This window comes from Brevibacillus sp. WF146 (assembly GCF_001673705.2).
Taxonomy (GTDB): Bacteria; Bacillota; Bacilli; order Brevibacillales; family Brevibacillaceae; genus Brevibacillus; species Brevibacillus thermoruber.
The window spans coordinates 2,443,152-2,465,193 of sequence record NZ_CP109943.1 but is presented as its reverse complement, the minus strand read 5'-3'; the positions used below and the strand labels follow the sequence as shown (position 1 = coordinate 2,465,193).

18 protein-coding genes, 1 pseudogene and 1 riboswitch are annotated in these 22,042 nt (G+C 57.3%); of the genes and pseudogenes, 5 read left to right on the top strand and 14 right to left on the bottom strand.

The window, feature by feature from the left end; all coding sequences use genetic code 11:
• Positions 1–66 precede the first annotated feature (66 nt).
• Both A6764_RS12245 and A6764_RS12240 read right to left on the bottom strand, forming a co-directional pair.
• Positions 67–1,791 (bottom strand): hypothetical protein, encoded by a 1,725-nt coding sequence (locus A6764_RS12245; protein ID WP_065066382.1) that lies wholly within the window; start codon positions 1,789–1,791, stop codon positions 67–69.
• A 19-nt stretch (positions 1,792–1,810) separates the two neighbouring features.
• Positions 1,811–3,112, bottom strand: a complete 1,302-nt coding sequence (locus tag A6764_RS12240) for an AAA family ATPase (protein ID WP_044897622.1) — start codon at positions 3,110–3,112, stop codon at positions 1,811–1,813.
• Positions 3,113–3,357: 245 nt separating this feature from the next.
• Between A6764_RS12240 and A6764_RS12235 the strand changes: the two genes are divergently transcribed.
• On the top strand, positions 3,358–3,504 hold the full coding sequence (locus tag A6764_RS12235) for a hypothetical protein (RefSeq protein WP_162836714.1): 147 nt from the start codon (positions 3,358–3,360) through the stop codon (positions 3,502–3,504).
• Positions 3,505–3,593: 89 nt separating this feature from the next.
• Positions 3,594–4,991 carry a hypothetical protein gene (locus tag A6764_RS12230; RefSeq protein WP_065066383.1) on the top strand — a complete coding sequence of 466 codons (1,398 nt, stop codon included), beginning with the start codon at positions 3,594–3,596 and terminating at the stop codon, positions 4,989–4,991.
• A 48-nt stretch (positions 4,992–5,039) separates the two neighbouring features.
• On the opposite strand, the gene A6764_RS12225 is transcribed toward A6764_RS12230, so the two are convergent.
• Positions 5,040–5,921 (bottom strand): RNA polymerase sigma-70 factor, encoded by an 882-nt coding sequence (locus tag A6764_RS12225; protein WP_065066384.1) that lies wholly within the window; start codon positions 5,919–5,921, stop codon positions 5,040–5,042.
• Between the two features lie 145 nt (positions 5,922–6,066).
• On the opposite strand from A6764_RS12225, the gene A6764_RS12220 reads away from it, so the two are divergent.
• Positions 6,067–7,101 (top strand): YkvI family membrane protein, encoded by a 1,035-nt coding sequence (locus A6764_RS12220; RefSeq protein WP_065066385.1) that lies wholly within the window; start codon positions 6,067–6,069, stop codon positions 7,099–7,101.
• Positions 7,102–7,111: 10 nt separating this feature from the next.
• Here the strand turns inward: A6764_RS12220 and A6764_RS12215 are convergent, their stop codons facing one another.
• From A6764_RS12215 to A6764_RS12180, 8 genes are all read right to left on the bottom strand, one after another.
• Positions 7,112–9,190 (bottom strand): thioredoxin domain-containing protein, encoded by a 2,079-nt coding sequence (locus tag A6764_RS12215; RefSeq protein ID WP_065066397.1) that lies wholly within the window; start codon positions 9,188–9,190, stop codon positions 7,112–7,114.
• Between the two features lie 183 nt (positions 9,191–9,373).
• Positions 9,374–10,777, bottom strand: a complete 1,404-nt coding sequence (locus tag A6764_RS12210; protein ID WP_065066386.1) for an amino acid permease — start codon at positions 10,775–10,777, stop codon at positions 9,374–9,376.
• A 438-nt stretch (positions 10,778–11,215) separates the two neighbouring features.
• Positions 11,216–11,857 (bottom strand): ABC transporter ATP-binding protein, encoded by a 642-nt coding sequence (locus tag A6764_RS12205; RefSeq protein ID WP_065066387.1) that lies wholly within the window; start codon positions 11,855–11,857, stop codon positions 11,216–11,218.
• Between the two features lie 5 nt (positions 11,858–11,862).
• Positions 11,863–14,154, bottom strand: coding sequence for a bacteriocin-associated integral membrane family protein (locus tag A6764_RS12200; RefSeq protein WP_065066388.1), 2,292 nt, complete (start codon positions 14,152–14,154; stop codon positions 11,863–11,865).
• A gap of 354 nt (positions 14,155–14,508) precedes the next feature.
• A complete protein-coding gene (locus A6764_RS12195) occupies positions 14,509–14,787 on the bottom strand; it encodes a hypothetical protein (protein WP_065066389.1) in 279 nt (92 codons plus the stop codon).
• Positions 14,788–14,801: 14 nt separating this feature from the next.
• Positions 14,802–15,536: a 2-phosphosulfolactate phosphatase gene (locus A6764_RS12190; protein WP_065066390.1), complete on the bottom strand. Its 735-nt coding sequence runs from the start codon at positions 15,534–15,536 to the stop codon at positions 14,802–14,804.
• A 39-nt stretch (positions 15,537–15,575) separates the two neighbouring features.
• Positions 15,576–16,541 carry an aminoglycoside phosphotransferase family protein gene (locus A6764_RS12185; RefSeq protein WP_065066391.1) on the bottom strand — a complete coding sequence of 322 codons (966 nt, stop codon included), beginning with the start codon at positions 16,539–16,541 and terminating at the stop codon, positions 15,576–15,578.
• A gap of 237 nt (positions 16,542–16,778) precedes the next feature.
• Complete coding sequence (locus A6764_RS12180) at positions 16,779–16,934, bottom strand: hypothetical protein (protein WP_176703215.1); 156 nt, start codon at positions 16,932–16,934, stop codon at positions 16,779–16,781.
• A gap of 178 nt (positions 16,935–17,112) precedes the next feature.
• Positions 17,113–17,263: riboswitch (cyclic di-AMP (ydaO/yuaA leader) on the top strand.
• Positions 17,264–17,270: 7 nt separating this feature from the next.
• On the opposite strand from A6764_RS12180, the gene A6764_RS12175 reads away from it, so the two are divergent.
• On the top strand, positions 17,271–17,969 hold the full coding sequence (locus A6764_RS12175; RefSeq protein WP_065066392.1) for a CAP domain-containing protein: 699 nt from the start codon (positions 17,271–17,273) through the stop codon (positions 17,967–17,969).
• 66 nt (positions 17,970–18,035) lie between these two features.
• Here the strand turns inward: A6764_RS12175 and A6764_RS12170 are convergent.
• The 3 genes and pseudogenes from A6764_RS12170 to def all read right to left on the bottom strand — a co-directional run bounded on the left by A6764_RS12170 (position 18,036) and on the right by def (position 20,508).
• A pseudogene (locus tag A6764_RS12170) lies at positions 18,036–18,769 on the bottom strand (PhzF family phenazine biosynthesis isomerase).
• A gap of 143 nt (positions 18,770–18,912) precedes the next feature.
• The gene (locus A6764_RS12165) at positions 18,913–19,920 is read right to left on the bottom strand and encodes a homoserine dehydrogenase (protein ID WP_255309594.1); all 1,008 of its coding nucleotides are present in this window, start codon (positions 19,918–19,920) and stop codon (positions 18,913–18,915) included.
• A gap of 63 nt (positions 19,921–19,983) precedes the next feature.
• Positions 19,984–20,508, bottom strand: coding sequence for a peptide deformylase (gene def / locus A6764_RS12160; RefSeq protein ID WP_029099198.1), 525 nt, complete (start codon positions 20,506–20,508; stop codon positions 19,984–19,986).
• Between the two features lie 173 nt (positions 20,509–20,681).
• On the opposite strand from def, the gene A6764_RS12155 reads away from it, so the two are divergent.
• Positions 20,682–21,983 carry an aminotransferase class I/II-fold pyridoxal phosphate-dependent enzyme gene (locus A6764_RS12155; protein ID WP_065066394.1) on the top strand — a complete coding sequence of 434 codons (1,302 nt, stop codon included), beginning with the start codon at positions 20,682–20,684 and terminating at the stop codon, positions 21,981–21,983.
• The last annotated feature ends 59 nt before the right edge of the window (positions 21,984–22,042 follow it).

The following is a 22,042-nucleotide window of genomic DNA, read 5'->3' as shown; positions in this document are numbered from 1 at the left end:
GCAAAAAATCCCGGCCCTTTTGACAAGGCGTCCGGGATTTTTTTGTGCGTGTAGGGCGGCGGTTCTTCACGAACGATTCCGTTCCTCAAACACATCGAGAAGCAAGCGGGTGTTCTCCTCTTCCTGGCAGTCCCATGTCGCGGCAAAGCGGACCTGGTGGGAGACGCCCAGAATGTCGTACTTCTGGACCAGGTGCTGGCGGGCCGAGCCGACGATGAGACTGTGCAGCCGCACCTGTTTGCGCTTGGCCAGATCGGCCAGCATCTCCCGCACGTACAGGGAAAGGCCGCCTACTCCATCCGTCACCATGACGAAGTCAGCCCCGCGAAACTGCCGGTTCTCTTCCACGATTTGGATGGCCCGCTTCATCGGCGCGTCGAAGTGCGTCCCGCCTCCGAAGGCCATCTGCGCCAGCGTGTAAAACGCGGGCCAGTCCGGCCGCCGGTGGTACAGGGCCTGTTCGCGAAGCTCCCCTTTTGCGCCGAACAGCAGCAGCAGAAAGTCTCGTTTTTCCAGGAGACTGAGCGCGGCGAACGTCATCACAAAGAGCTGGGCCAGGCGCAGTTTGCTCCCCCGCATCGAATGCGAGGTGTCCAGCATGCAGATCACGGGACCTTTGGGCGGTTCCTCCAGCCATCCGACGGTGTCGTACGTCATCAGCTTCTGCTCCACCCACTTGAGCAGAAAATACGTCTCGTAATCCGGATCGGCCAACAGGCCGGCTTCGCTCGGCAGCATGTGGGCGATGTCGCCCGACTGCCTCAGGTCGTAGTATTCTTCCGGCAGCCGCCGCGAGCGCATCTGCTTCTTTTTCACCCGGACGTGATGGACGTTGCGCCCCACCTCTTTAAGGAAGTCAACCAGGTCCGGATGCCGTTTCAACTTTTCCAGCCACTTCATATATTGTTCCAAGCTCTGGCGCCGGAGCTTGCCCAACTCGTGCCCCCAGCGGCGGTTGGCGAAGCGCTGGCTGGCCGTAAGCAGCTCATGGACGAACAACGTGTCGTCCGATTCCAGCGACAGCGTCTCTTTCAGCGAGCGGTCCAGCCACTGCCCCAGCTCCTGTTCCATCTGGGCCACGGCCTCCCGTTCCTGCCTGGACAGCCGCTCGCGCTGTTTTTCCCGCTGGGCCAGCTCGTCCTCCAGCTTTTTGACTTTTTGCTGCAGCTTGGGGCGCTTGGTAACATTCACCCGCATCGCTTCCCGCAGTTCCTGAATGCGCGCTTTGAGGGAGCGGATCTCCGCTTCCACCAGCGGCCGGGTGTCCATCGCCTCCTGTTTGTCCTCCACCACGCGCTTGCCCTGCTGCAGCGTGTAGCCGATCAACTGAAGCCTGGCCGCCTGTTTTTCCGTCAACAGTTCGGACAATTGGGCCTGTTCCCTGCCCTCGTGCCCCTGCTTCTGCTGAAGCCCGGCGACCAAGGGAGTCAGCCGCTGTTCCCGCTCCCGGCGTTTGACCTCCTCCGCGAACGACGCCGTCAGCCACATGAGCGCCTTGATGGCCGTCTTGAAGGCGGCGCTCTCCTGGCCTGCCGTCCGCGGGTGGATCATCCGGTAAAAATACTGTTTCATCAGCGTCTGCACCATCCAGCGGTGGAACGGCGGCGCCGCCTGTGTCTGGTCAATTTCGGGATGGACGAGATAAAACGCCAGGAAAAAATCGGCCAACAGTTCGCGGTCGAACCACGGCGCCCGCGCTTTGGCTTCTTCCATCCATTCGCGCGCCGTGCGCGACGAGTACTGGTACGCATCAAACAAGTAGCGGTCGACCCGACTGGCACGAATGATCATGCGGTTGCATCCTGCCTTCCTACAGCGTGTAGTCGTAATCGGTACCGGGAAGTTCCCGGTCAAATACCGTTCGGTAGACGCCCTGCAGCATCTGCAGGATCCGCTCACCCTCGATGCGCAGATGGGCGTATTTGACCGTGTATTTCTCCGGGTTGGGCAGCAGTCGGTTTTTCTCCCGCACGTACGCGGTCAGGTCCTGCTCCCGCTGCTGCCACTGAAGCAGGCGGTTGCGCAGATCGCGGCCTGTCTCTTCCAGCTCCAGCCGGCATTCGTCGAGGAGCGAGCGGTAGCGCTCGGCGGCTTCTTTTCCCAGTTTGGCCCCGATCTCTTTCTTGAACTGAAACGCGTGCAGATCCGCTTCCTTTTCCATCCACTTTTCGGCGGTCTGCCTGCAGCGGCGAAGCGGCAAGTCGTGCTCCATGTCCGCTTTCAACTGTTCGGTGAAGCGCTGGTCAAACAGCTCCCGCAATACGGGCAGATCTTCCGGCACGTCCCAGAGCATGTGCGGCGTAAACACCGTATCCCAGATCGAGACGCTTTCGCGGCCGTGAAGAGCGGCCGACGTTTTCCAGACGTGGGCGATCTTGCTCCACCGCCGGTCGGAGAGGACGAACTCCTTTTCCTCCATGTCCTGCTTCAAGCGGTAGAGGAAATAGATCAGCGATTCCGGGATGCTGACCCGGGATGCTGCGCGCTGGATGTCCTTCACGTCGTGGAGGGAAAAGACAACCGGCAGCGGCTCGCTCGGCAGCGAAAACATTTTTTCGTAGCTGGAGGCGTGCTGCAGGTAGCTCACCTCGTAGCGGATGAGAAAGCGGTCGTACAGCGCCGTCAACTGTTCGTCTTCGTCCGGCAGCTCGTTGGACGCGGCCATCAGAAACAGCAGCGGCACCGCCTCTTTTTCCCTCCCGTTGAAATAGACCCGCTCGTTCAGAATGGAGAGCAGGGAGTTGAGGATCGCGCTGTTGGCTTTAAAGATCTCGTCGAGAAATGCGAACTGGGCAGACGGCAGGTAGCCGGCCGTCTTGCGCACGTACTGGTCCTGCTTCAACTGCTGCAGCGACACGGGGCCGAAAATTTCGTCGGGCGTGGTAAACCGCGTCAGCAGGTATTCAAACCAGTGCTCGGAGCCGAACAGTTGGGCGACGGCCCGGGCCATCTGCGATTTGGCCGTACCCGGCGGCCCGATCAGCAGGGCGTTCTCTCCGCTCATGATGCCCAGGAGCAGCAGGCGGATCAGCTCGCTTCGTTCGAGAAAACGGCGCTCCAGTAGTTCGACCGCTTGTTCCAACTTGTGTGTCAATGGCATCGTCCTGTTCATCATCTCTGGCGCAATCGTGCTGTCACGGCAGACGTGCTGCGCCGTTCCCCCCTCGTGCAAGATTCGATTGTCATGGGTTGGCACTCTCTACCTGTAGTGTATACATCCTGATCCGCGTACACAAGCCAATGCGCTCTCCCGGGTCCGGCGGCCGGTCATGAAGGCGGCGGCACCCGCGTATGATGAAAGGTGCGCGTTGGCAACAATAACCATCAAGAGAAATACATGCAAAAAGGAGGATAGTCATGCCCCAGCTTCAACTGTCTGATGAAGAATACGATCATCTGATGGAACGGATTTTTAAAATTCTGAGCCGAACGGAAGAGCTGGACCACGTCACCCATCACTGGATGTGGGAAGTGTGGCGCGTGCTGTACTACAGCAAATTGTAAGCGTACGATCCGCTTTCACCCATGTCTGTGCCCTCGCATAGTGTGTGAACAAGAGAGGTTTGCCCGACACACTAGAAGGAGGGATGGGCATGGGTGTTGAACTGTCCTGGCTCCACGGGGGGTACGTCCTGTTCGTGATCGGCATCGTCGCCGCCATGGTGCTCCGACGCGATACCAGTCTCATCTGCATCACGGGGATCGCCGCGCTCGGCCTAACGGCTACCGGTTCGGTTGCGGCGGCGGTAGGGGGCGTGTTCGGCAGCTTCATGTACGCGATGACGGAACTGCTGCCGACGATTCTGGTCATCTGCATCATCGTCGCGATGAGCCGCGTGCTGACCGAGACCGGCATCAACGAAACGATGATCCGGCCGATGGCCTCGCTGGTGCGGACGCCGGCGCTGGCGTACTGGGTGATCGGTATCGTCATGATGATCATGTCCTGGTTCTTTTGGCCTTCGCCGGCCGTGGCGCTGATCGGCGCGGTGATGCTGCCTGTCGCTCTCCGTGTGGGGCTGCCCGCCGTCGGTGCAGCCGTCGCGATGAACCTGTTCGGCCACGGCATCGCCCTGTCCGGTGACTTTGTCATTCAGGGCGCGCCCACGCTCACCGCCAAGGCAGCCGGCCTTCCCGTCGCCGAGGTGATGGCCGCCAGCGTGCCGCTGGTCATCGTGATGGGGACGGTCACCACCTTGACCGCGTTTTGGTACCTGTACAAAGACATGAAAAGCGGAGCGCTCCGCGTCGATCCGGAAGAAACGGCCGTCCCGTCCGCGCCCCGCGACACCGCTTCCGTCCGGCTCTCCCCCATGCTGCGAAACGGGCTGGCGGCTCTGGTTCCCCTGCTGTTTCTGCTGGATGTCGCGGCCATGTTCGCGCTGGATCTGAAAGGAGGCGACGCCACCGCCCTGGTCGGCGGCACCGCTCTTTTGATCCTGCTCGCGGTCACTCTGTTGGCCCACAGACAGGCCGGTCTGGAACAGGTAACCGCTCACCTGATCCAGGGATTTCAGTTCGGATTTCGGGTGTTTGGCCCCGTCATACCGATTGCCGCGTTTTTCTACATGGGTGACAGCGGATTCGTCAAGGTGTTTGGCGAGACGCTGCCGAACGGTTCCCATGGGATCGTCAACGATCTGGGCGTTGCACTCGCCAACACCATCCCGATCGGCAAGGAGGTGGCCGCTCTCGCCCTGACAGCAATCGGCGTCATTACCGGACTGGACGGATCGGGATTCTCCGGCATCACGCTGGCCGGCTCCCTGGCCCAACTGTTTGCGACCGCGCTGGGAAGCGGAGCGGCGACGCTGACCGCGCTCGGGCAAATCGCTGCCATCTGGGTGGGCGGCGGAACGATCATCCCGTGGGCGCTGCTCCCGGCTGCCGCCATCTGCGGCGTCGATCCGTTCGAATTGGCGCGGCGCAACCTATACCCGGTCGCGATCGGACTGCTGGTTACCACGCTGGTGGCCATGTTTCTGATCTGAATACGTGCAAAACGGAAAGAAGCCTCAGCCGGTCGGCGAGGCTTCTGTTTATGTCGTCTCCATCGCGGAAACGTGCCGGAGCTTCTCCGGATTGAGGATCAGGTAGATCGCTTCCACCCTCCCGCAGCGAACGGAGCAGCTCATGACGGCAAAGAGGCGGTTGTCCCGAACGCACAGCAGACCCGGCATGCCGTTCACATTGGCCATGCGGCCCGCCCGGAAGGCGGACGTTTTTTTGGCAACCCCCAAAAGGAACGCCAGCACCCGCTCCCGGGTGCATATCGGAAAAATCGCGGCCCGGACTTTGCCGCCGCCGTCCGAATAAAGCGTAACCTCTTCGGCGAGCAGCGCCAGCAGCGTGTCGGCATCGCCGTCGCGCATCGCCGCGAGAAACCGCTCCACAAGCTGTTTGTGCTGCGCGTAATCGATGGGTTCATCCGGCAGTCGGTGGGACAGTTTTTGTCTGACCCGGCTGAAGATCTTGCGGCAGTTGGCTTCCGTCTTGCCCACCAGCTCGGCGATTTCCCGGTAGTCGCAGGCCAGGACCTCCCGCAGCACAAACACCGCTCTCTCTGTCGGCGAGAGCGATTCCATCAGCATCAGGCACGCGATGGACAGCCGGTCATGCGTCATCACTTCATGAACCGGGTCCCCCTCCTCGCTTGTGAGGACAAGCGGCTCCGGGAGCCACGGCCCCACGTAAACTTCCCGCTGTTTGCGTGCCCTGCGCAGAAAGTCGATGCATTTGTTGGTGAGGGTCCTGCATAAAAACGCCTTGATGTTGTGAATCTCGTCCGTCCGCGTTCGCTCCAGCGACAGAAACGTGTCCTGCACCATGTCTTCCGCGTCCGTGATGGTGCCCACCATCCGGTAAGCCAGGGAAAACAGCAGCGGTTTATAGGTGGTGTACAACTGGGCAACGTCTGCCACGCCCTCCCTCCTTTCTGGCCGTACCGTAAATATGACGTCCGGCGGATCGCTTTTGTGACTGCGGCGATCTCGCTCTTCTGTTTTGGGCCATGCCTCATACACTGGTACTAGCACGTTTTCTACGAAAGGAATGGACAGCACACGTATGAAGCTGTGGGAAAAAAGCGTACAGGTGGCCGCCACCTACATCGGAACGGTTGTCGGGGCCGGCTTTGCCAGCGGTCAGGAAATCCTCGCCTTTTTTACGTCGTACGGCCATTGGGGCACATTGGGCATCCTGCTCGCCACCGCCCTGTTCGTCTGGCTGGGGTACAACATGATGCGGCTGGCCCAGCGCATGCAGACGCCCTCGTACGATTCGTTCAATCAGAAGCTGTTTGGTCCTGTCCTCGGCCGGGCGATCAATCTGCTCGTGTTCCTCACTCTGCTGGGCGTGACCACGGTCATGCTGGCGGGAGCCGGTTCCGTCCTGGAAGAACAGTTTCACCTCCCGTACCTCCTGGGGACGTCGGGAACGGCGGTCCTGGCGTTTGTCATCATCCGCCACGGACTGGACCGGCTGCTGGCGGTAAACTCACTCATCGTTCCGTCGATGCTGCTCTTTTCCCTGCTGATTCTGGCAAGCGGACACGCGGAATCGCCGCTCCCGCTCACGCCTCCCAACACGCTCGGCTTCATGTGGAAGTCGGTGCTGTACGTGTCGTTTAATCTGGCCATGGCCCAATCCGTCCTCATCCCCATCGGGTATGCGATCCGGGAAACGATCGTGCTCAAGCGGGCGGCGATTCTCGGCGGCATCGGGCTGGGTCTCATGCTGATGATCGTTCATGCGGCCATGCTGGCCAACTGGGATGACGTCCGCCTGATGGACATCCCGATCATCTACATCACGGAGCAGTGGAACGATTGGCTGCAGCTCTTTTTCGTCTTCGTCCTGTACTCCGAAATTTTCACCACGCTGATCTCCAACGTGTTCGGCATCGGCCAGCAGCTTCGGGAACTGTTTGACGTCCCCGAATCCCGCCTCTATCTGCTCCTGTTCGGCTTCAGCTTCTCGCTCTGTCTGATCGGCTACTCCGAGCTGCTGATGGTGCTGTATCCGCTGTTCGGCTACCTGGGGTTGGCCACGCTGGCCCGCCTGTGCCTGCCGGGCAGCGGCAGCGGCCGCCGTGTGTTCTAGGAGCAATCCCTCACGCGCGCGTCTGCTCCAGCTCCGCCCGGAACTGTTCCCAATCGGTGAGCGGCGCGCGGCAGGCAAAGTTTTCACAGATGTAGGCCGTCACATCGCCCCCCTGCATCTGTTTGTCCCGGACCGCCTCGGCAATGCCGCCCAGCCCTTCCGTCGGATCGTGCAGCACGGTCAACGTGAAGGGGGCGTAGCCGCGGCGCGTCTCCTTGAAAAACGCCTGCGTCCGCTCATCGCCTCTCGGGCCCGCGATCACCACCTGCCGCACCGGATGCAGGAGCTGCTGCATCGCCAAGAGGGAAAAGCTGTACCCGATCGGATAGTGGTTGATGCTCCCCGCAAACGACGTCAGCAGACGTTCCGCCTTGTCGCGCAAATCGCTTCGGCCCGTCAGGTAGAACAGCCGGAAGAAGGTGTAGGCGGCGACGCCGTTGCCGGAAGGGGTCGCGCCGTCGTAAATTTCCTTGGGACGGGCGATGAGCTGTTCGCCGTCGCTGCCGTAGAAGAACAGCCCGCCGTTTTGTTCATCCCAGAACAGGCGGAGCAGATCATCGGCCAGCTCCAGCGCCCGCTGCAGGTGCCGCGGATCCTGTCCGGCCTCAAACAGTTCCGTGAGCCCCCAGATGAGAAAGGCGTAGTCGTCCACGTAGCCGAGATACGCCGCCTCGCCGTCGCGGTAGCGGGCCAGCAGGCGGCCGTTGGCGTCGCGCAGCCTGCTCTCGATAAACCCGACAGCCCGTTCCGCCGCCCGCAGATATTCGGGCTCCTCCAGCACCAGCCCTCCTTTGGCCAGCGCCGCGATCATCAAGCCGTTCCAGGACGTCAGAATCTTGTCGTCCTTCCCCGGATGCACCCGCTGTTCCCGTCGAGCGAACAGCTTCTGGCGGGCTTGTTCCAACAGCCGTGTCAATTCCTCGGCGGCCATCCCCCGGCGGCGGGCAAGCGAGTCCAGATCGGTCCGAATCAGATTGGGGATGCTGCGCCCTTCAAAATTGCCGCTCTCCGTGATGTCGTACGCGTCGCAGTAAAGCTGCCCCAGCTCATCCCCCAGCACATCGCGGACTTCCCACGGCGTCCAGACGTAAAATTTGCCTTCTTCTCCTTCCGAATCGGCGTCTTCCGCCGAATAAAACCCTCCGTCCGGGTCGGTCATGTCGCGCAGGACGTAGGTGAAAATGTCGCGGGCGACGCGGGCGTAGTCGTGCTTGCCGGTGGCCTGGTACGCCTCCAGATACGCGTAGGCCAGAAGCGCGTTGTCGTAGAGCATCTTTTCAAAGTGCGGCACCAGCCACTCCCGATCCACCGAGTAGCGGGCGAATCCGAATCCCACGTGGTCGTAAATGCCGCCGCGGCGCATGCACTCCAGCGTGGTTTCCGCCATGTGCAGCGCGTCCGCCTCGCCGGCCGCCTGGGCGTGGCGCAGCAGGAAAATGAGGTTGTGCGGCGTGGGAAACTTGGGCGCGTCGCCAAATCCCCCGTAGACGTCGTCAAACTGCCGTTTGTAAAGCTCCAACGCTTCCACAAAGGTCTCCCGGCTCAGCGTCCCCGGATCGGTCCGGGCCATCTGCGGCGCCAGCGTGTTGTAAATGTGGTCCACACTGCGGTCGATCCGTCCCCGGTCGTTCTCCCAGATCTCGGAGAGCTGCCGCAGAATGTCCATCACGCCCGGCCGTCCCCACTTGGCCGACTTGGGAAAATACGTCCCGGCAAAAAACGGCTTTTTCTCCGGCGTCATCACAATCGTCAGCGGCCATCCGCCCTGTCCGGTCATGGCCTGGCAGACGGTCATGTAGATGTGGTCCACATCCGGCCGCTCTTCCCGGTCCACCTTGATGGCGACGAACTTTTCGTTCAGCAGCGCGGCCACTTCTTCGTCTTCAAACGATTCGCGTTCCATGACGTGACACCAGTGGCAGGTGCTGTAGCCGATGCTGAGGAAGATGGGTTTGTCTTCCTGTTTGGCTTTGTTGAACGCTTCTTCTCCCCACGGATACCAATCAACGGGGTTGTAGGCATGCTGAAGCAAATAAGGAGACTTCTCGTTTCTCAATCGGTTCGGCTTTCGCTCGTCCTTGCTTTCCACGCAAATGTCCTCCAATTACCTGTTTCCTTCCATCTTAACATACTCGGCGTCGATAGAAAAAACAGGTGCGCAAGTGACTGCCCCCGGTGCGCAGCCGTTTCAAGGAAATGATGATTTCGAACATAAAAAATAGGGACATCGTTTCTCAATGTCCCTCTTTGTGGATCGATTTCTGTTTCTCGTTTACCCGCTCATCCGTTGATGCGCGATTTCCTTATTGGTTCCCTTCTCCGTCGAATTGGCCTTGCCCACTCCAAATGCGAAATAACTGATCACGACGATACCCAGGAAGACCATTCCCGCCACAAGGGAGATGCGCGTCTCTTCATTCACCCACATGCCGACCAACACCATGATCAGAAAGGCAATCGTAACGTAGTTCGACACGGGCGCAAAAGGCATTTTGAACGGATGATGAGCCATTTCGGCTCCTTTTGCCTTTCGGAATCGGATTTGACTGATCAGAATCACAAACCACGGAACCATGCCGGGAAGCACACTGGCACTGTATACATACACAAACAGATTATCCGGTGCCAGATAGTTCAAGACAACGCCTACGCCCAGCCCCACAAGAACGCCGATCGTTCCGAGCAGCGGCACGCCGTTGTGAGACAGCTTCGTAAAGATTTTCGGCGCCTGTCCATTTACTCCCAGCGTGTACAGCATGCGTCCCGCACTGTAAATGCCGCTGTTGCAGCCAGACATGGCGGCAGTAATGACGACAAAGTTAATGAACCCCGCTGCGGCCGTGATCCCGATTTTCGCGAAGGTTGCCACGAACGGGCTGCCAATGGTTTGCAGTTGATCCCACGGGTAAACGGTTACAATCACAAAGATCGCGCCGATGTAGAAGATCAGAATCCGCCAAATGATACTTTGAATCGCACTCGTCAGCGTTTTTCGGGGGTCTTTTGCCTCACCCGCCGTAATCCCGATGAGCTCGACACCTTGATAAGCCCCGATCACCAGCGAGAGCGCAAAGAAAAAGCCCGTCCAGCCGCCCGTAAAAAAGCCGCCGTGTTCCCACAGGTTCGATAATCCGATGGCGTTTCCACCGTTGCCGATTCCGAAGAAGATCAGCCCAAACCCGGCAACGATCATCAAGACGATGGTGACGATCTTGATCATGGCAAACCAATACTCAAATTCACCAAACGATTTCACGGAGAACAAGTTCGCCGCTCCGAGAATCAGCATCGCGATCAACCCCGGTATCCAGGCGGGCAAATCCGGGAACCAGTACTTCATGTAAGTCCCGACGGCAATAATTTCCGACATCCCGACGACGACCCACTGAAACCAGTTGCTCCAGGCCGTCACATAACCTGCCAGGGGATGAATGTACTTGTGGCCAAACGTCGCAAATGAACCTGTGCTGGGTTCCAGGTACAACATTTCCCCCATCGCGCGCATGATGAAAAAGATAAAAAGCCCGACGATTGCATACGCGAGCATCACGGACGGACCTGTCCATTTGATCGTGCTCGCCGATCCCATGAATAAACCAACACCAATTGTTCCGCCCAACGCGATCATCTGAATATGACGCGCTTGCAGGCCCCGCTTCAATTCCTTGTTTGCCACTCTGGCTCCCTCTTCCTTTCTGCCAATACCGGCTGTCATTTCAGGAATGCTGCTGGACACCCTCCGTTTCATCCGCGATGATGCGGCAGGTACCCGTTTTTTCTTGACTGCACATTTTTTATTCAGCATTCCTAATAGTGAGAAAAATTGTTCATCATTTCCTTTCTGCTTCGCTGCTGAAGTACTTGTATTGTAATATGTTTTTGTCATGAAGACAATTGTATCAGCTAAAAAAACATTTGGTAAATCAATATGCTTGACGTAAATCAAAAGTAAAAAATATGTGATTGTTCAATCATTTGTGGAGCACAGGGCAAGAACAATCAGGGACGGTTGCACCTCAAACGAATCAGCCAGCGGCCGATTCGCATGTCGGCAACTGGCTGATTCATTCGCGAAGGCTTGTTGATCCTGTCCCTGCAAAGGGGGCAGGCACCCTCACGACAGTGTAACAATTCGGTCACACGCTTCCGCAACGTACGGATCGTGCGTAACGATGACGATGGTTTTGCCTTCCTGATTGAGTCCCTGCAGCAGCTTTACGATTTCGTTTCGGTTGTCGGCATCCAATGAGCCCGTGGGTTCATCGGCAAGGATGAGCTCGCAGGGTTTTAACAGGATTCTCGCGATTGCCACCCGCTGCTGCTCCCCGCCTGAAAGACCATATATTTTCTGCTTGAGCGGAATATCCAGCCCCACCTTCTCAAGCGCATCCATTTTTCGCTTTTGCTTTTCCTTTCTCGCTGCCTTCGAATAGAGAAGCGGGATTTCAAGATTTTCGTCCACCGTCGCATCATCGATCAATGCGTAATTCTGGAACAGATAAGCGATTCTGGTCTGAAGAAGCTTGTTTGCCTGAGCCGAACCAATCCGTGGGCTGTTCTCGCCAAACAGATTGACAGTACCGCTGCTCGGCTTTTCCAGCAATCCCATGATATTGAGAACGGTTGTCTTGCCGGAACCGCTTTTCCCGGTAATGGCGAGCATCTCCCCCTCGCAGACCTGCAAATGTATCTGGTCAAGAACCACGTGGTCTTGATAGCGCTTGCTGACATCCACCAGTTCGCATACCGTGTTCATGCCGTTTATCCCTCCCCTTTCAGAATGTTCACTTTGTTCCGTTGCTCGATGATGAAAAGTGCAAGAACAGACGCTGCAAATTCCACCGCCACCACCCCGACGCCTGCTGCAAGCACGTTGATGTCAGAGGAACCCATGGCCTCGTGGATGGATGTCGCCACGGCAAAAACCCTCGCCGCCTCCTGCAACAGAAGGGATGCCAGCCCGTTGTTCATCAGGAAACAAATGCCAATCTGAATCACCCAGGTCGCTGTCAACAGCCACAGATACTCCTTGTACGTTCGGAAGAAACCCGTCCCAAACAATCGGCGAACAATAATTCTTTGCTGGTATTTGCTGAAAAAGATGCTCAAATTCTGCACAACAAGCACCAATAATCCCGCTGCCAGTCCGATGCTGATGAACAAAAGTTGGTTCCTCTGCTTTTGCAGCTCGTATATCTGCCCCAACACGTACTGTTCGACGGTGATCAGGCTTGGCAGGTTGTCATCCAGTTTCAGCCTTTTTAATTCAGGTTCAAGCGCCTGTAACGTCTGCTCGGTGTCTCTGTTGATTAGTTTCACTTTCAACGGATCGCTGCCCCCGCCACCACTCATCATGTTTGCCTTGTCTGCAACGAGACTGTTTTTCTCGGTGACCACCTGGATGATCGGATCGACAATCATGTTGTTTTCCATGCGAAATACTTCCGGATTGAAGCTGAATATTTTCTGCCCGTTTGCGATCCAGATGATTTTCAACGGTTGATTCCGTACGCGATCAGGAATCTCCACGTGAAACAGGTTTTCATCCCCTTCCGCACGACTTTTTCTGGATTTCTTGATGTAATCCAAAATATCTTTTTCATTGCTGCGATATTTTGCAGGTACAAGCAAAATCAAATCGCTCGTATCCTCGGAAATCATCACAGGATGATTTTGTGCATTATAGACGGGAAACTCCCGCAGATAATTAGGATTTACCGATATAGTACGTATACCGTCAAACCCACTGTTCAAACGAAGCGATGTTTGCTCATAGTCCCCCGCATCGATGAATACGGCTCCCATGCGGTTGAGTAGAGGATAAAGGGCCGTGACTTGCGTTACCGTCATTTTGTGCCCACCTTTCTCTATATCCTCCAAATCGTTCCCGACCATTACGGGATAGAACACACCGTAATCCTTGCTGCGCTCCCAGCTTTTCAGATTTTCCTGCTTGATGCGCAACTCATGATACTGGCTCCAGATGGAAAGGATGACCAGGATGAGAAAGAGGGAGCATCCGGTCTTGAACAGCGTGTTCAATGCAAAGATGCCATTCGTTTCCTTGCGGTTTTTGATCACGTCGACAATCTTTATTCTCGACAAAAAGATATAGGCGATGACTGACGTCAACGTGACAATGACATAACTCGTCAATTGCGAGAGGAAGACGCTTCCCATAAACTGACCAGTCGTATCTTTTATGAGTGAGGACGCGAGTAAGGAGATCACCGCGGCCAGCGCAAATACACCGGTAATCCATCTCCCGACAATGACGTACCACAGGCGCACGCTGGACAGGCCGTGCATTTTCATCACGCCGATCCGCTTGGATTCGTGAAACATATAGTACATGAGCATAAAGATCGTGATGATCAACATCACGTACCTGATATATGCGAAGAAATCATCCTCGATTTCCATTTTTCCAAAATTGGACGATTGACCATCGAAGTCAACAGGAGTGAGCAGAGTCCCCTGGTCAACCAGTTTCGCAGCCTTGATCTTGTTGATGACCCGTTCCACAAACTCCTGGTATTGTTCTTCAGATGCCTCCACAAAATACCGGCCTTCCACGGGAAGGTGTTTATAAGCAAACCGGAGCGGTTTCATTTCGAACAGGGTATGGGTTCCGAAACTCTTGATCCGCCCCACCTGATCCTTGTCTCCGGACTCTGCCGTAGATAGAAACGAATTGCCCTGCTGGGTGTCTTCCGCAGTCAGGAACCTGCCGCTTTTTAATCGAAAAGAATCAAACAACCGGGTGTTGTCTGTCAGCAGCACGTATTTGTGAATGCGAACTTCATCATCCTCACTGTAATCGATGTGTGTACGGAAGAGATTGACCTTTGTTTCCAGCGCCGCTTCGAGTAAAATCGGGTACATCTCATCTGGTGAAGCAAAATTGGCATAGTTGGGAATCGTAAACGGCTTTGAAATCTCCTCTCCTGCCTTTTCCAGTTGATCGAGTTCATCCCGATAGGCTTGATCGAAAGCCAACAGAAAAGACACCGCGAATAGAAAGAGCAGCAAACTGGATAGTATCTTTTTCAATGTACCCTCTCCTCCATTGGATGACCATTCACCCTCACCATGTGTCTGAGTTTGTTTGCCGCTTGCTGTTCATTTCTCCCATTGAAAACAGTTGTTTTTGGGTTAATTTTTATATTTTGTTATTATTAACCAATCAAATTGTTTGTAATTATAGTACACCTACCTGCATGGATCAAGTCCATCTCGTATGGACATTACCCCCGGCAAAAGAATCACATGGCCCGATTCGTATCCCTGTAAACACCGCTTTTTGTTATCTGAGTTTCTCGTCATTCCAGGTACGGAGCCAGTACGAGGTACCTTTTGCCATCAGGCACATACGGTTGTTGATTGACAGTCAAGTGTGCAGCAACTTTACGGGTAGGTAGCTGCATAACCACTATCGTTGGAGGTGATACCTCTTCCGCTTGGGCGGTCAAGACGAGAGGCCCTGCGCTCGTGCTCGTCGTGACCGAGTAGATCAGACATGACATCATGATTGAGGAGATTACGCGAGTGAAGACGAAAGAGTTCTTTTAAACGACTGTTTAATTCAGAGGAGAGTTTCTTGAAGAGCATCAAAGATTGCTTGCCGACGGTTCTCGGCTGCCTGCGCGTCGGCTTGGCGGCAGGGGGATGAAAAAACATCTGCATGGCTTCCTCCCCCACTATCGTCCGGGAACAAACGCCCCTTCCCGATTAAGCACAGGAACCGTCTGACTGGCATTCCAAGCGGAAGCGATCACCACATCCTCGGCAAATCCCGCCGCGATCAGCTCCCGTCCCGAGGCAGACTCACACAGCAGCGGGTACAGCTCCGGCTTGGTGGCGTCAAAGGCAGCGACAGCCAGGCGGGCCTCCGGTGACAGCCGGTATCCGCGAAGCTCGCCGAGGATCGCCCCCGCCGCAACCATGTCCTCAAATGCGGGACGGAGGCTGCCGTCCGGCCACCGCTCTCCGCTGGCAATCACCGTGACGACGCCCCCTGTATTTCGGATGAACCGGGCCACCGCCGAGGCATTGCGCAAACTGCCGGCCACCACGATCGCGCCGCTGTCCTTTGCCAAAAAGGAGCACGTGGCTCCGTTGGGCGACGGCAGTACGATCCGGCACCCCTCGTCAATCACGGAGAGCGAAGCGGGAGACAGCGAAATGGGCTCGCCGCGTTTACCGGCCAATACGGCTTGTACGCTGGCTGCGTACTCCGAGGCGGACGCATCCCGATAGCGATATGGATACACCACTCCGCCCCGAGCGAGGACCACATCGACACAGGTCGTAAACGAGAGCACATCGACGATCACGACGATGTCGGAAACGGGGGCCAAGGCTTTTACCCCTTCATACCCCCAATCAAACCGGGCGTGAAATCCGTTTTGCTGAAACACTGCCACATCCGCCATTTTTTCTTCCCCTTCCCTTCCAGGATTGCGTGCCCATCTTCAATGTTGGCACTGCGACTGCGCGACCGATTCCCACTTGTCGCGGTCTTGTGAAAACCACACCGGTTCCATGCGTTCAAAATACAGGTGATCTTCCGCAATGAGCTGCACTCTGCCGAGCATCTCCTGACGCTGCTCCTGAGCCATGCGGGCGGTCCAGACCACGGCGGAGAACAGGCTCATTGCCACGTATACCGCGTACAACGTCCAAAACTCCGGCGGGATTTTATTGGGGTAAAAATATCCGAAAATTTGGCCGAAGCAAAAGGGGACGCTTACTTCCCTGCTGAACAAGGCCAGCTTGCAAAAGTCGCAGATGGGGTCTCCCCAATCGAACCGGTCGAAATCGATGGCCCCGGCGTACCGCTTGTCCTTTACGATCAGATTGCCCACGTGGAAGTCATCGTGCTGGAACCGGTTTGGCCGCTTGCTCAGATACGTTATGTTTTCTTCCACAAACACCATGATTTTCTCGTCGTGCGGGATGGCCAGACCAGCGGTGCGATACGATTCGAGGTATCTCGCGTGTTTTTGGACGGCTCGCGAATGCCAGGCGGGGATGTCGGACGGAGCGTGAAGCTGGTGCAGTTTTCTCAGGTCTTGACCTGCCTGCCATCCGATGCAGAACTGTTCTTCTTCCGTACAGAGAGGCAGGATGTCCCTGGCGTCCTCTCCGTCGATATGGGACAGCAGGATGTAGCAAATCTGCAGGTCCTCTGCGATCCCGCATTCAATCGGCTGCGGAATGCTCGCCCCGAACGGCTGCAGGGCGTGGAGGGTGTGAAACTCAGACCGCTTCCGCTCCCAGCGGCTCTGGTCCGCAATGCGCAGGACTCGCCGTTCTCCCGACTCCATGCGGACCAGGTATTTTCTGTCGGACGAAAATCCTTTGTGAATCGGCTCGATGCCGACTGCTGAACAAAGGGCGGGACTTTTGCTTCGCAACCATTCGATTTGTCCGGTCATGTTACACCTCCCAGAAATGGCAGCTTTTTCATTATATCATCCATGCTTCTGACGACAAGAAGCATTCTTGTTATTTAAAACGTTTTCTTCATGATGGCGGCATGGATGGGAGAACGTCGATTTGCCAGCGCCGGCCGTCATGAACGTCATGAAAAAAGGTTATCCCGCCTGGGCAGGATAACCTTTTTGTTCCTCTACTCCCTGTCTATAATTTCGTCCCGCCGGCTGACAGCCTGGTCAACCCTGCGTATCTTCGGCGGAAGGCTGCTTCGCCGGGGACGTCACGTGCGCCTCCTCATCCAGCAGCGGCACGTTTTGCTGGTGCATTTTCTGCTTTGTCGGATACGCGCCCACCTGCTGCAGTTCCACATTGACATCCGTCTGTTTGTCCATCCCTCATCGCCTCCCGTTTTGGTTTCCCGTTTAGTATGGTTCCAATTCCGAGATTGCTATACCGCCGATGACAGCGGACGCGGCTGGCGTCATTCCGCCGGTCGTCACGCTGAGCGACCATCGTTTCCATATTTTGAAGGTTCCCTTTTGCCGGTATCTTTGTTATCCTCGTAACCGAGCCAAAAACAAGCCGAAACTTCCGACAGCGGAAGTGCGGGGGACTTTTTTTGCAGACCACGGTCTGCATGGGGTGAATCGCCGAATGGCGAAGGGTTGTCTCCTCAATCCCAACCCGACAACTAACCTCGTAGGCGAAGAAAAGGAGACGATGTGCACATGAAACGATTTGCCAAGCCGATCATCGCCATCGCTATGGGATTGGCCGTCACCAGCATTTCCACGTCCGCATTTGCCGCGACGACTTGCCCGTACAAATCGATCGCCGGCCAAAAACAGTGGTTCCCCTACGTTCAATACTTCGGTTCTTTCCAACAAGCACCGAACGTAAGCCCCGTATGGAAAGTGTACATGCCGGTACCGGTGAAACAGCCGGTTCAAAAACCGGTTCAACTGCCGGTACAGTACCCGGTACAGAAGCCTGCCGCTCCGACCGGCAACCAGGTCGTTGCCCAGCCGAAAGCTCCGGCCCAACAAGCGGCACCGTCCGTTTCCCAATTTGCCAAGCAGGTGGCCGACCTGGTGAACCAGGAGCGCGCCAAAGCCGGGTTGAAGCCGCTGACGCTGGACAGCGCCCTGTCCAAAGTGGCCATGGACAAAGCGGTCGACATGTACCAAAACCATTACTTCAGCCACACCAGCCCGACCTACGGTTCCCCGTTTGACATGATGAAACGATACGGCATCACCTTCAGAACCGCCGGCGAAAATATCGCCATGGGTCAGCGCAGCCCGCAGGAAGTCATGCAGCAATGGATGAACAGCCAAGGCCATCGTGCCAATATTTTGAATCCGAACTTCACGAAAATTGGCGTGGCCTACCACAACGGGTACTGGGTGCAGGAATTTACCGGATAACCAGCGAACAGAGAATCAGCAAGCCGTGCTTCTCGCGTGAGAGGCACGGCTTTTTTGCTGGCGGCGTCATCGGCCGATTTCGACGCGGACCAGCGACTCCCGTACATAGACGCCCGTTCCCGCGATGGTGACATCCAACTGATCACCGGCCTGGTGTACTTCGACGTGCACGTTCCCTTCCCGTCCCATCTCGTGCCCCTGCTCCACGACAAGCGACAGCGGCCACGCGTCCGGCGTGCGAATGTAGCTGGCGTAATAGGCGCCCATCACCCCGGAAGCGGTGCCGGTCACCGGATCCTCCACCGTTCCCGAATACGGCGAGGAAAAATGGCGTCCGTGCATCTGGGCGGACGGATCGTAGGTTTCCAGACAGAACGGGTGGACGCACGCACGGGGCATGCTCGTGAGCACGGCCGGAAACGCCCCATTGCGGGGGGACATGCGGCGAAAGGATTCCAGCCGCTTCACCGGAACCAGAAGGGTCCAGATGCCGGTGCTGCCGTACATGACCGGAAGTTCCTCGTCCAGGTCGGCTCTGGTCAGCCCGATCGCCCCGGCCAAATCGTCCAGGGAACCCTCGAACAGAGATTCACCTCATGGCCGGGCGTGAAAAACCGAATGCGCAGATCAGCCGTCTCGGCCGGCAGAACAAATGCCGTTTCGTTGTAACCCACCTGACGGGCGACCGCCAGCATGTGCTCGTCGTCAAGATCGCTGGCGTCAAGCACGACCCCCGCCGGATTGCCCTTGTCGGGTGCGGTGCCAAACGCATTGTAATGATACACGTTGACTTCCGCCATTCGCTCTTCCCCCTTTTTCCCCTATAGAATCGCGCCGGTGTTTTTTTTCGAAACAGTGCGTCACTTTGCGGCGGAACCGGACAATTTCGCGCCGCATCCTTCCCGCCGGCCGCCCCTCTTTGATTTCCGGAAGGCAGCCGGTTCTAGTCGAATGCCTGGAGGATGTGCTCCAAATCTTTCAACGCAGCCGCCGCAGCAGCGCGCGGATCGGACTTCCCGCCGATGACCAGCAGTTCGCCCATCGCGTCCGTTTCGACCCGGATGGCCTTGGTCGTGCCGTGAACGCGGGCGAAGGGATGGTCACGCTCGTACAGGCGAAGTTCCACGGCCGCTTTCACCCCTTCCGCCGTCCGCCGAATGCTGCCGACGAGCTTGGGCACGCGTCCGGCCTGCCGCCACGCGTCCATCTGCGCGCGCGTCAGATGCGCAATTCCCGTCCGCTTCACGTCGTCCAGGCGCAGGCCCGCCCCGAACGCGGCGTTGGCGATAATCGTCAGCTTGCATGCGGTGTCCCATCCCTCCACGTCAAAGCGCGGGTCGGGCTCGGCGATCCCCAGTTCCTGTGCCCGGCGGATCGCTTCCTCGTACGGGATGTCCGCTTCCATCATGCTGCTCAGCACAAAATTGGCCGTCCCGGTCAAAATGCCTTCCACGACGGCCGCTTCGCATCCCGCCAGATTGTATTCGAGAAGATCGACGGTCGGCAGTGCGGCCGCTGTGGCGCCGCTGATTTTCAGGACGGCGCCGGTTTTCTTCGCCAGCGCGGCCAGTCCCGGGTAGTCGGCGACGAGCGCCCCTTTGGAGACCGCAATCACGTGCGTTCCCTGTGCCAGCGCGGTTTTCATGTAAACAGAACCGGCCCCGCCCGTGACGTAGTCGGAGGGACCGGTTTCGATCAGTACATCAGGGCGGGTGCGGGTGAGAAAATCGGCTCCCGTACACGCCGGATCGCCGGCCAGTTCGCCGCGCGCAAACGCCTCCCAAACCTCCGCGGCCAAACCCTGATCATCGTAGCAGCCGGTTCGGGAACGGGCGACGCCGACAAGCCTCACCTCCACGCCGTACCGCGTCCGGTAGCGTTCCCGCCGCTCATCCAGCAGGCGGGCCGCTTCTCTGCCCACCGTGCCAAATCCGGTAATGATCACGTTCATGTCCTTCACGCCCGACTCCCCCTCAGCAGCTTCGCTCGTTTCGTCATCGCTGGGCAGACCGGTTTACCGGACCCATGCGCGTTTGTGCGCGAGGATCGGATTGGCGGCTTGCGGTTTCAGCCGCTTGCCGGTGTTGGCGTCATACAGGACGTTGACGTAGTCGATGTACAGGATTCCATTCAGATGGTCGATTTCGTGCTGGATGCAGCGGGCCAAATAACCGTCCGCTTCGAGGACCACTTCTTCGCCCGCCCGGTTCAGCGTTTTTACCTTCACGTACGACGCCCGTTTCACCCGGCCGACCACGCCGGGAATGGACAAGCACCCTTCGGTCCCCGTCTCTTCCCCTTTTCTTTCCACGATGTACGGGTTGATCAGTTCCACCAGGCCGGTACCGCAGTCCATCACGACCAGCCGTTTCGGTATGCCGATCTGGATCGCGGACAACCCCGCCCTGCCCTCGTCGGCGTAGATGGTGTCCGCCATGTCGTTCAGGATTTTTTCCACGTTTTTCGTGACGGCGGTCACCGGCTTCGAGATTTCCCGCAGCACCGGATCGCCCAATTTCACGATGAGCCGTTCTGCCATGCCTGTTCTCCTCTCGTTTGAAAACTGTCGTGTATTCACCGTATCAAATGCGTCTCCCGTCCGTCAATTGATCAGATCCCGCTGCCGCCCGTTTTTTCAATCGACAAACACACTTATATGCGCTATCTTTAATGGTAAACATGATGTTGATGGAAACGAAGAGGGAGGAAACCATGCATTCATTGGCAGCAAAGCTCAACGAAACGCTTCAGCGCGAAAATCCGCACGTCTATGCCATGCTGTCCGATCTGGGCAATCTCATCTACTTTCCCAAGGAAGGCATTCTCAGCCAGTCTGCCGAAGCAAAAGCAAAAGGGCGCAAATACAACGCCACGATCGGAATCGCGTTGGAAAACGGCCAGCCGATGCATCTGGACGTGATTCAAAGCACCTTGTCCGCCTACGATCCCAAGGATCTGTACGAGTACGCGCCGCCCGCGGGAAAACCGGAACTGCGCGCGGCATGGCGGAAAAAGTTGATCGAGGAACAGCCGTCGCTCGCGGATAAAACCTTTGGCAATCCGATCGTCACCAACGCGCTGACCCACGGCCTGAGCGTGGTCGCCGATCTGTTCGCAGGCCCCGGAGACGCCGTAATTCTGCCGGACAAAAACTGGGAAAACTACGAGCTCACCTTCTCCGTCCGCCGCGGAGCGGAACTGGTCTACTACCCGCTCTACGACGCGGACATGAAGTTTAACGCAGCCGGCCTGCGTGATGCCATCCTGGCGCAAAAGGAAAAAGGCAAGGCCATCGTCGTGCTCAACTTCCCCAACAACCCGACGGGCTACACGCCGGGCATCGAGGAAGGCAGGCAGATCGTTGCCGCGCTGAAGGAAGCGGCCGAGGCCGGCATCAACATCGTGGCCGTTACGGATGACGCGTACTTCAGCCTGTTCTTCGAAGACTCGCTGCGCGAATCCCTGTTTGCCGACCTGTGCGGCCTGCATCCGCGCGTGCTGCCGGTAAAAGTGGACGGCGCCACCAAGGAGGAATACGTCTGGGGATTCCGCGTCGGCTTCATCACTTACGGCGCATCCAGCGAAGCGGTGCTCGCCGCGCTGGAACAGAAAACGCTCGGCATCATCCGCGCGACCATCTCCAGCGGTCCGCATCCGTCGCAGACCTTTGTCCTGCGTGCGCTGAACGCGCCGGAGTTCCAGGCGCAAAAGCGGGAAAAATTCGAGATCATGAAGCGCCGGGCCAACCGCGTCAAAGAGCTGCTCGACAGCGGCCGGTTTGACGACGCCTGGACCTACTATCCGTTCAACTCCGGCTACTTCATGTGCCTCAAGCTGAAAACCGTCAACGCGGAAGAACTCCGCACCCATTTGCTGGAGAAATACGGCGTCGGCACGATCGCCCTCGGAGACACCGATCTGCGCATCGCCTTTTCCTGCATCGAAGAGGAGAACATCGAGGACCTGTTCAACCTGGTGTACAGCGGGGTAAAAGACCTGCAGGGACAAAAATAGCCGATGACCGCAGCACTGCCCACCAAAAAAGCGTTTTGGCATCAGCGCCAAAACGCTTT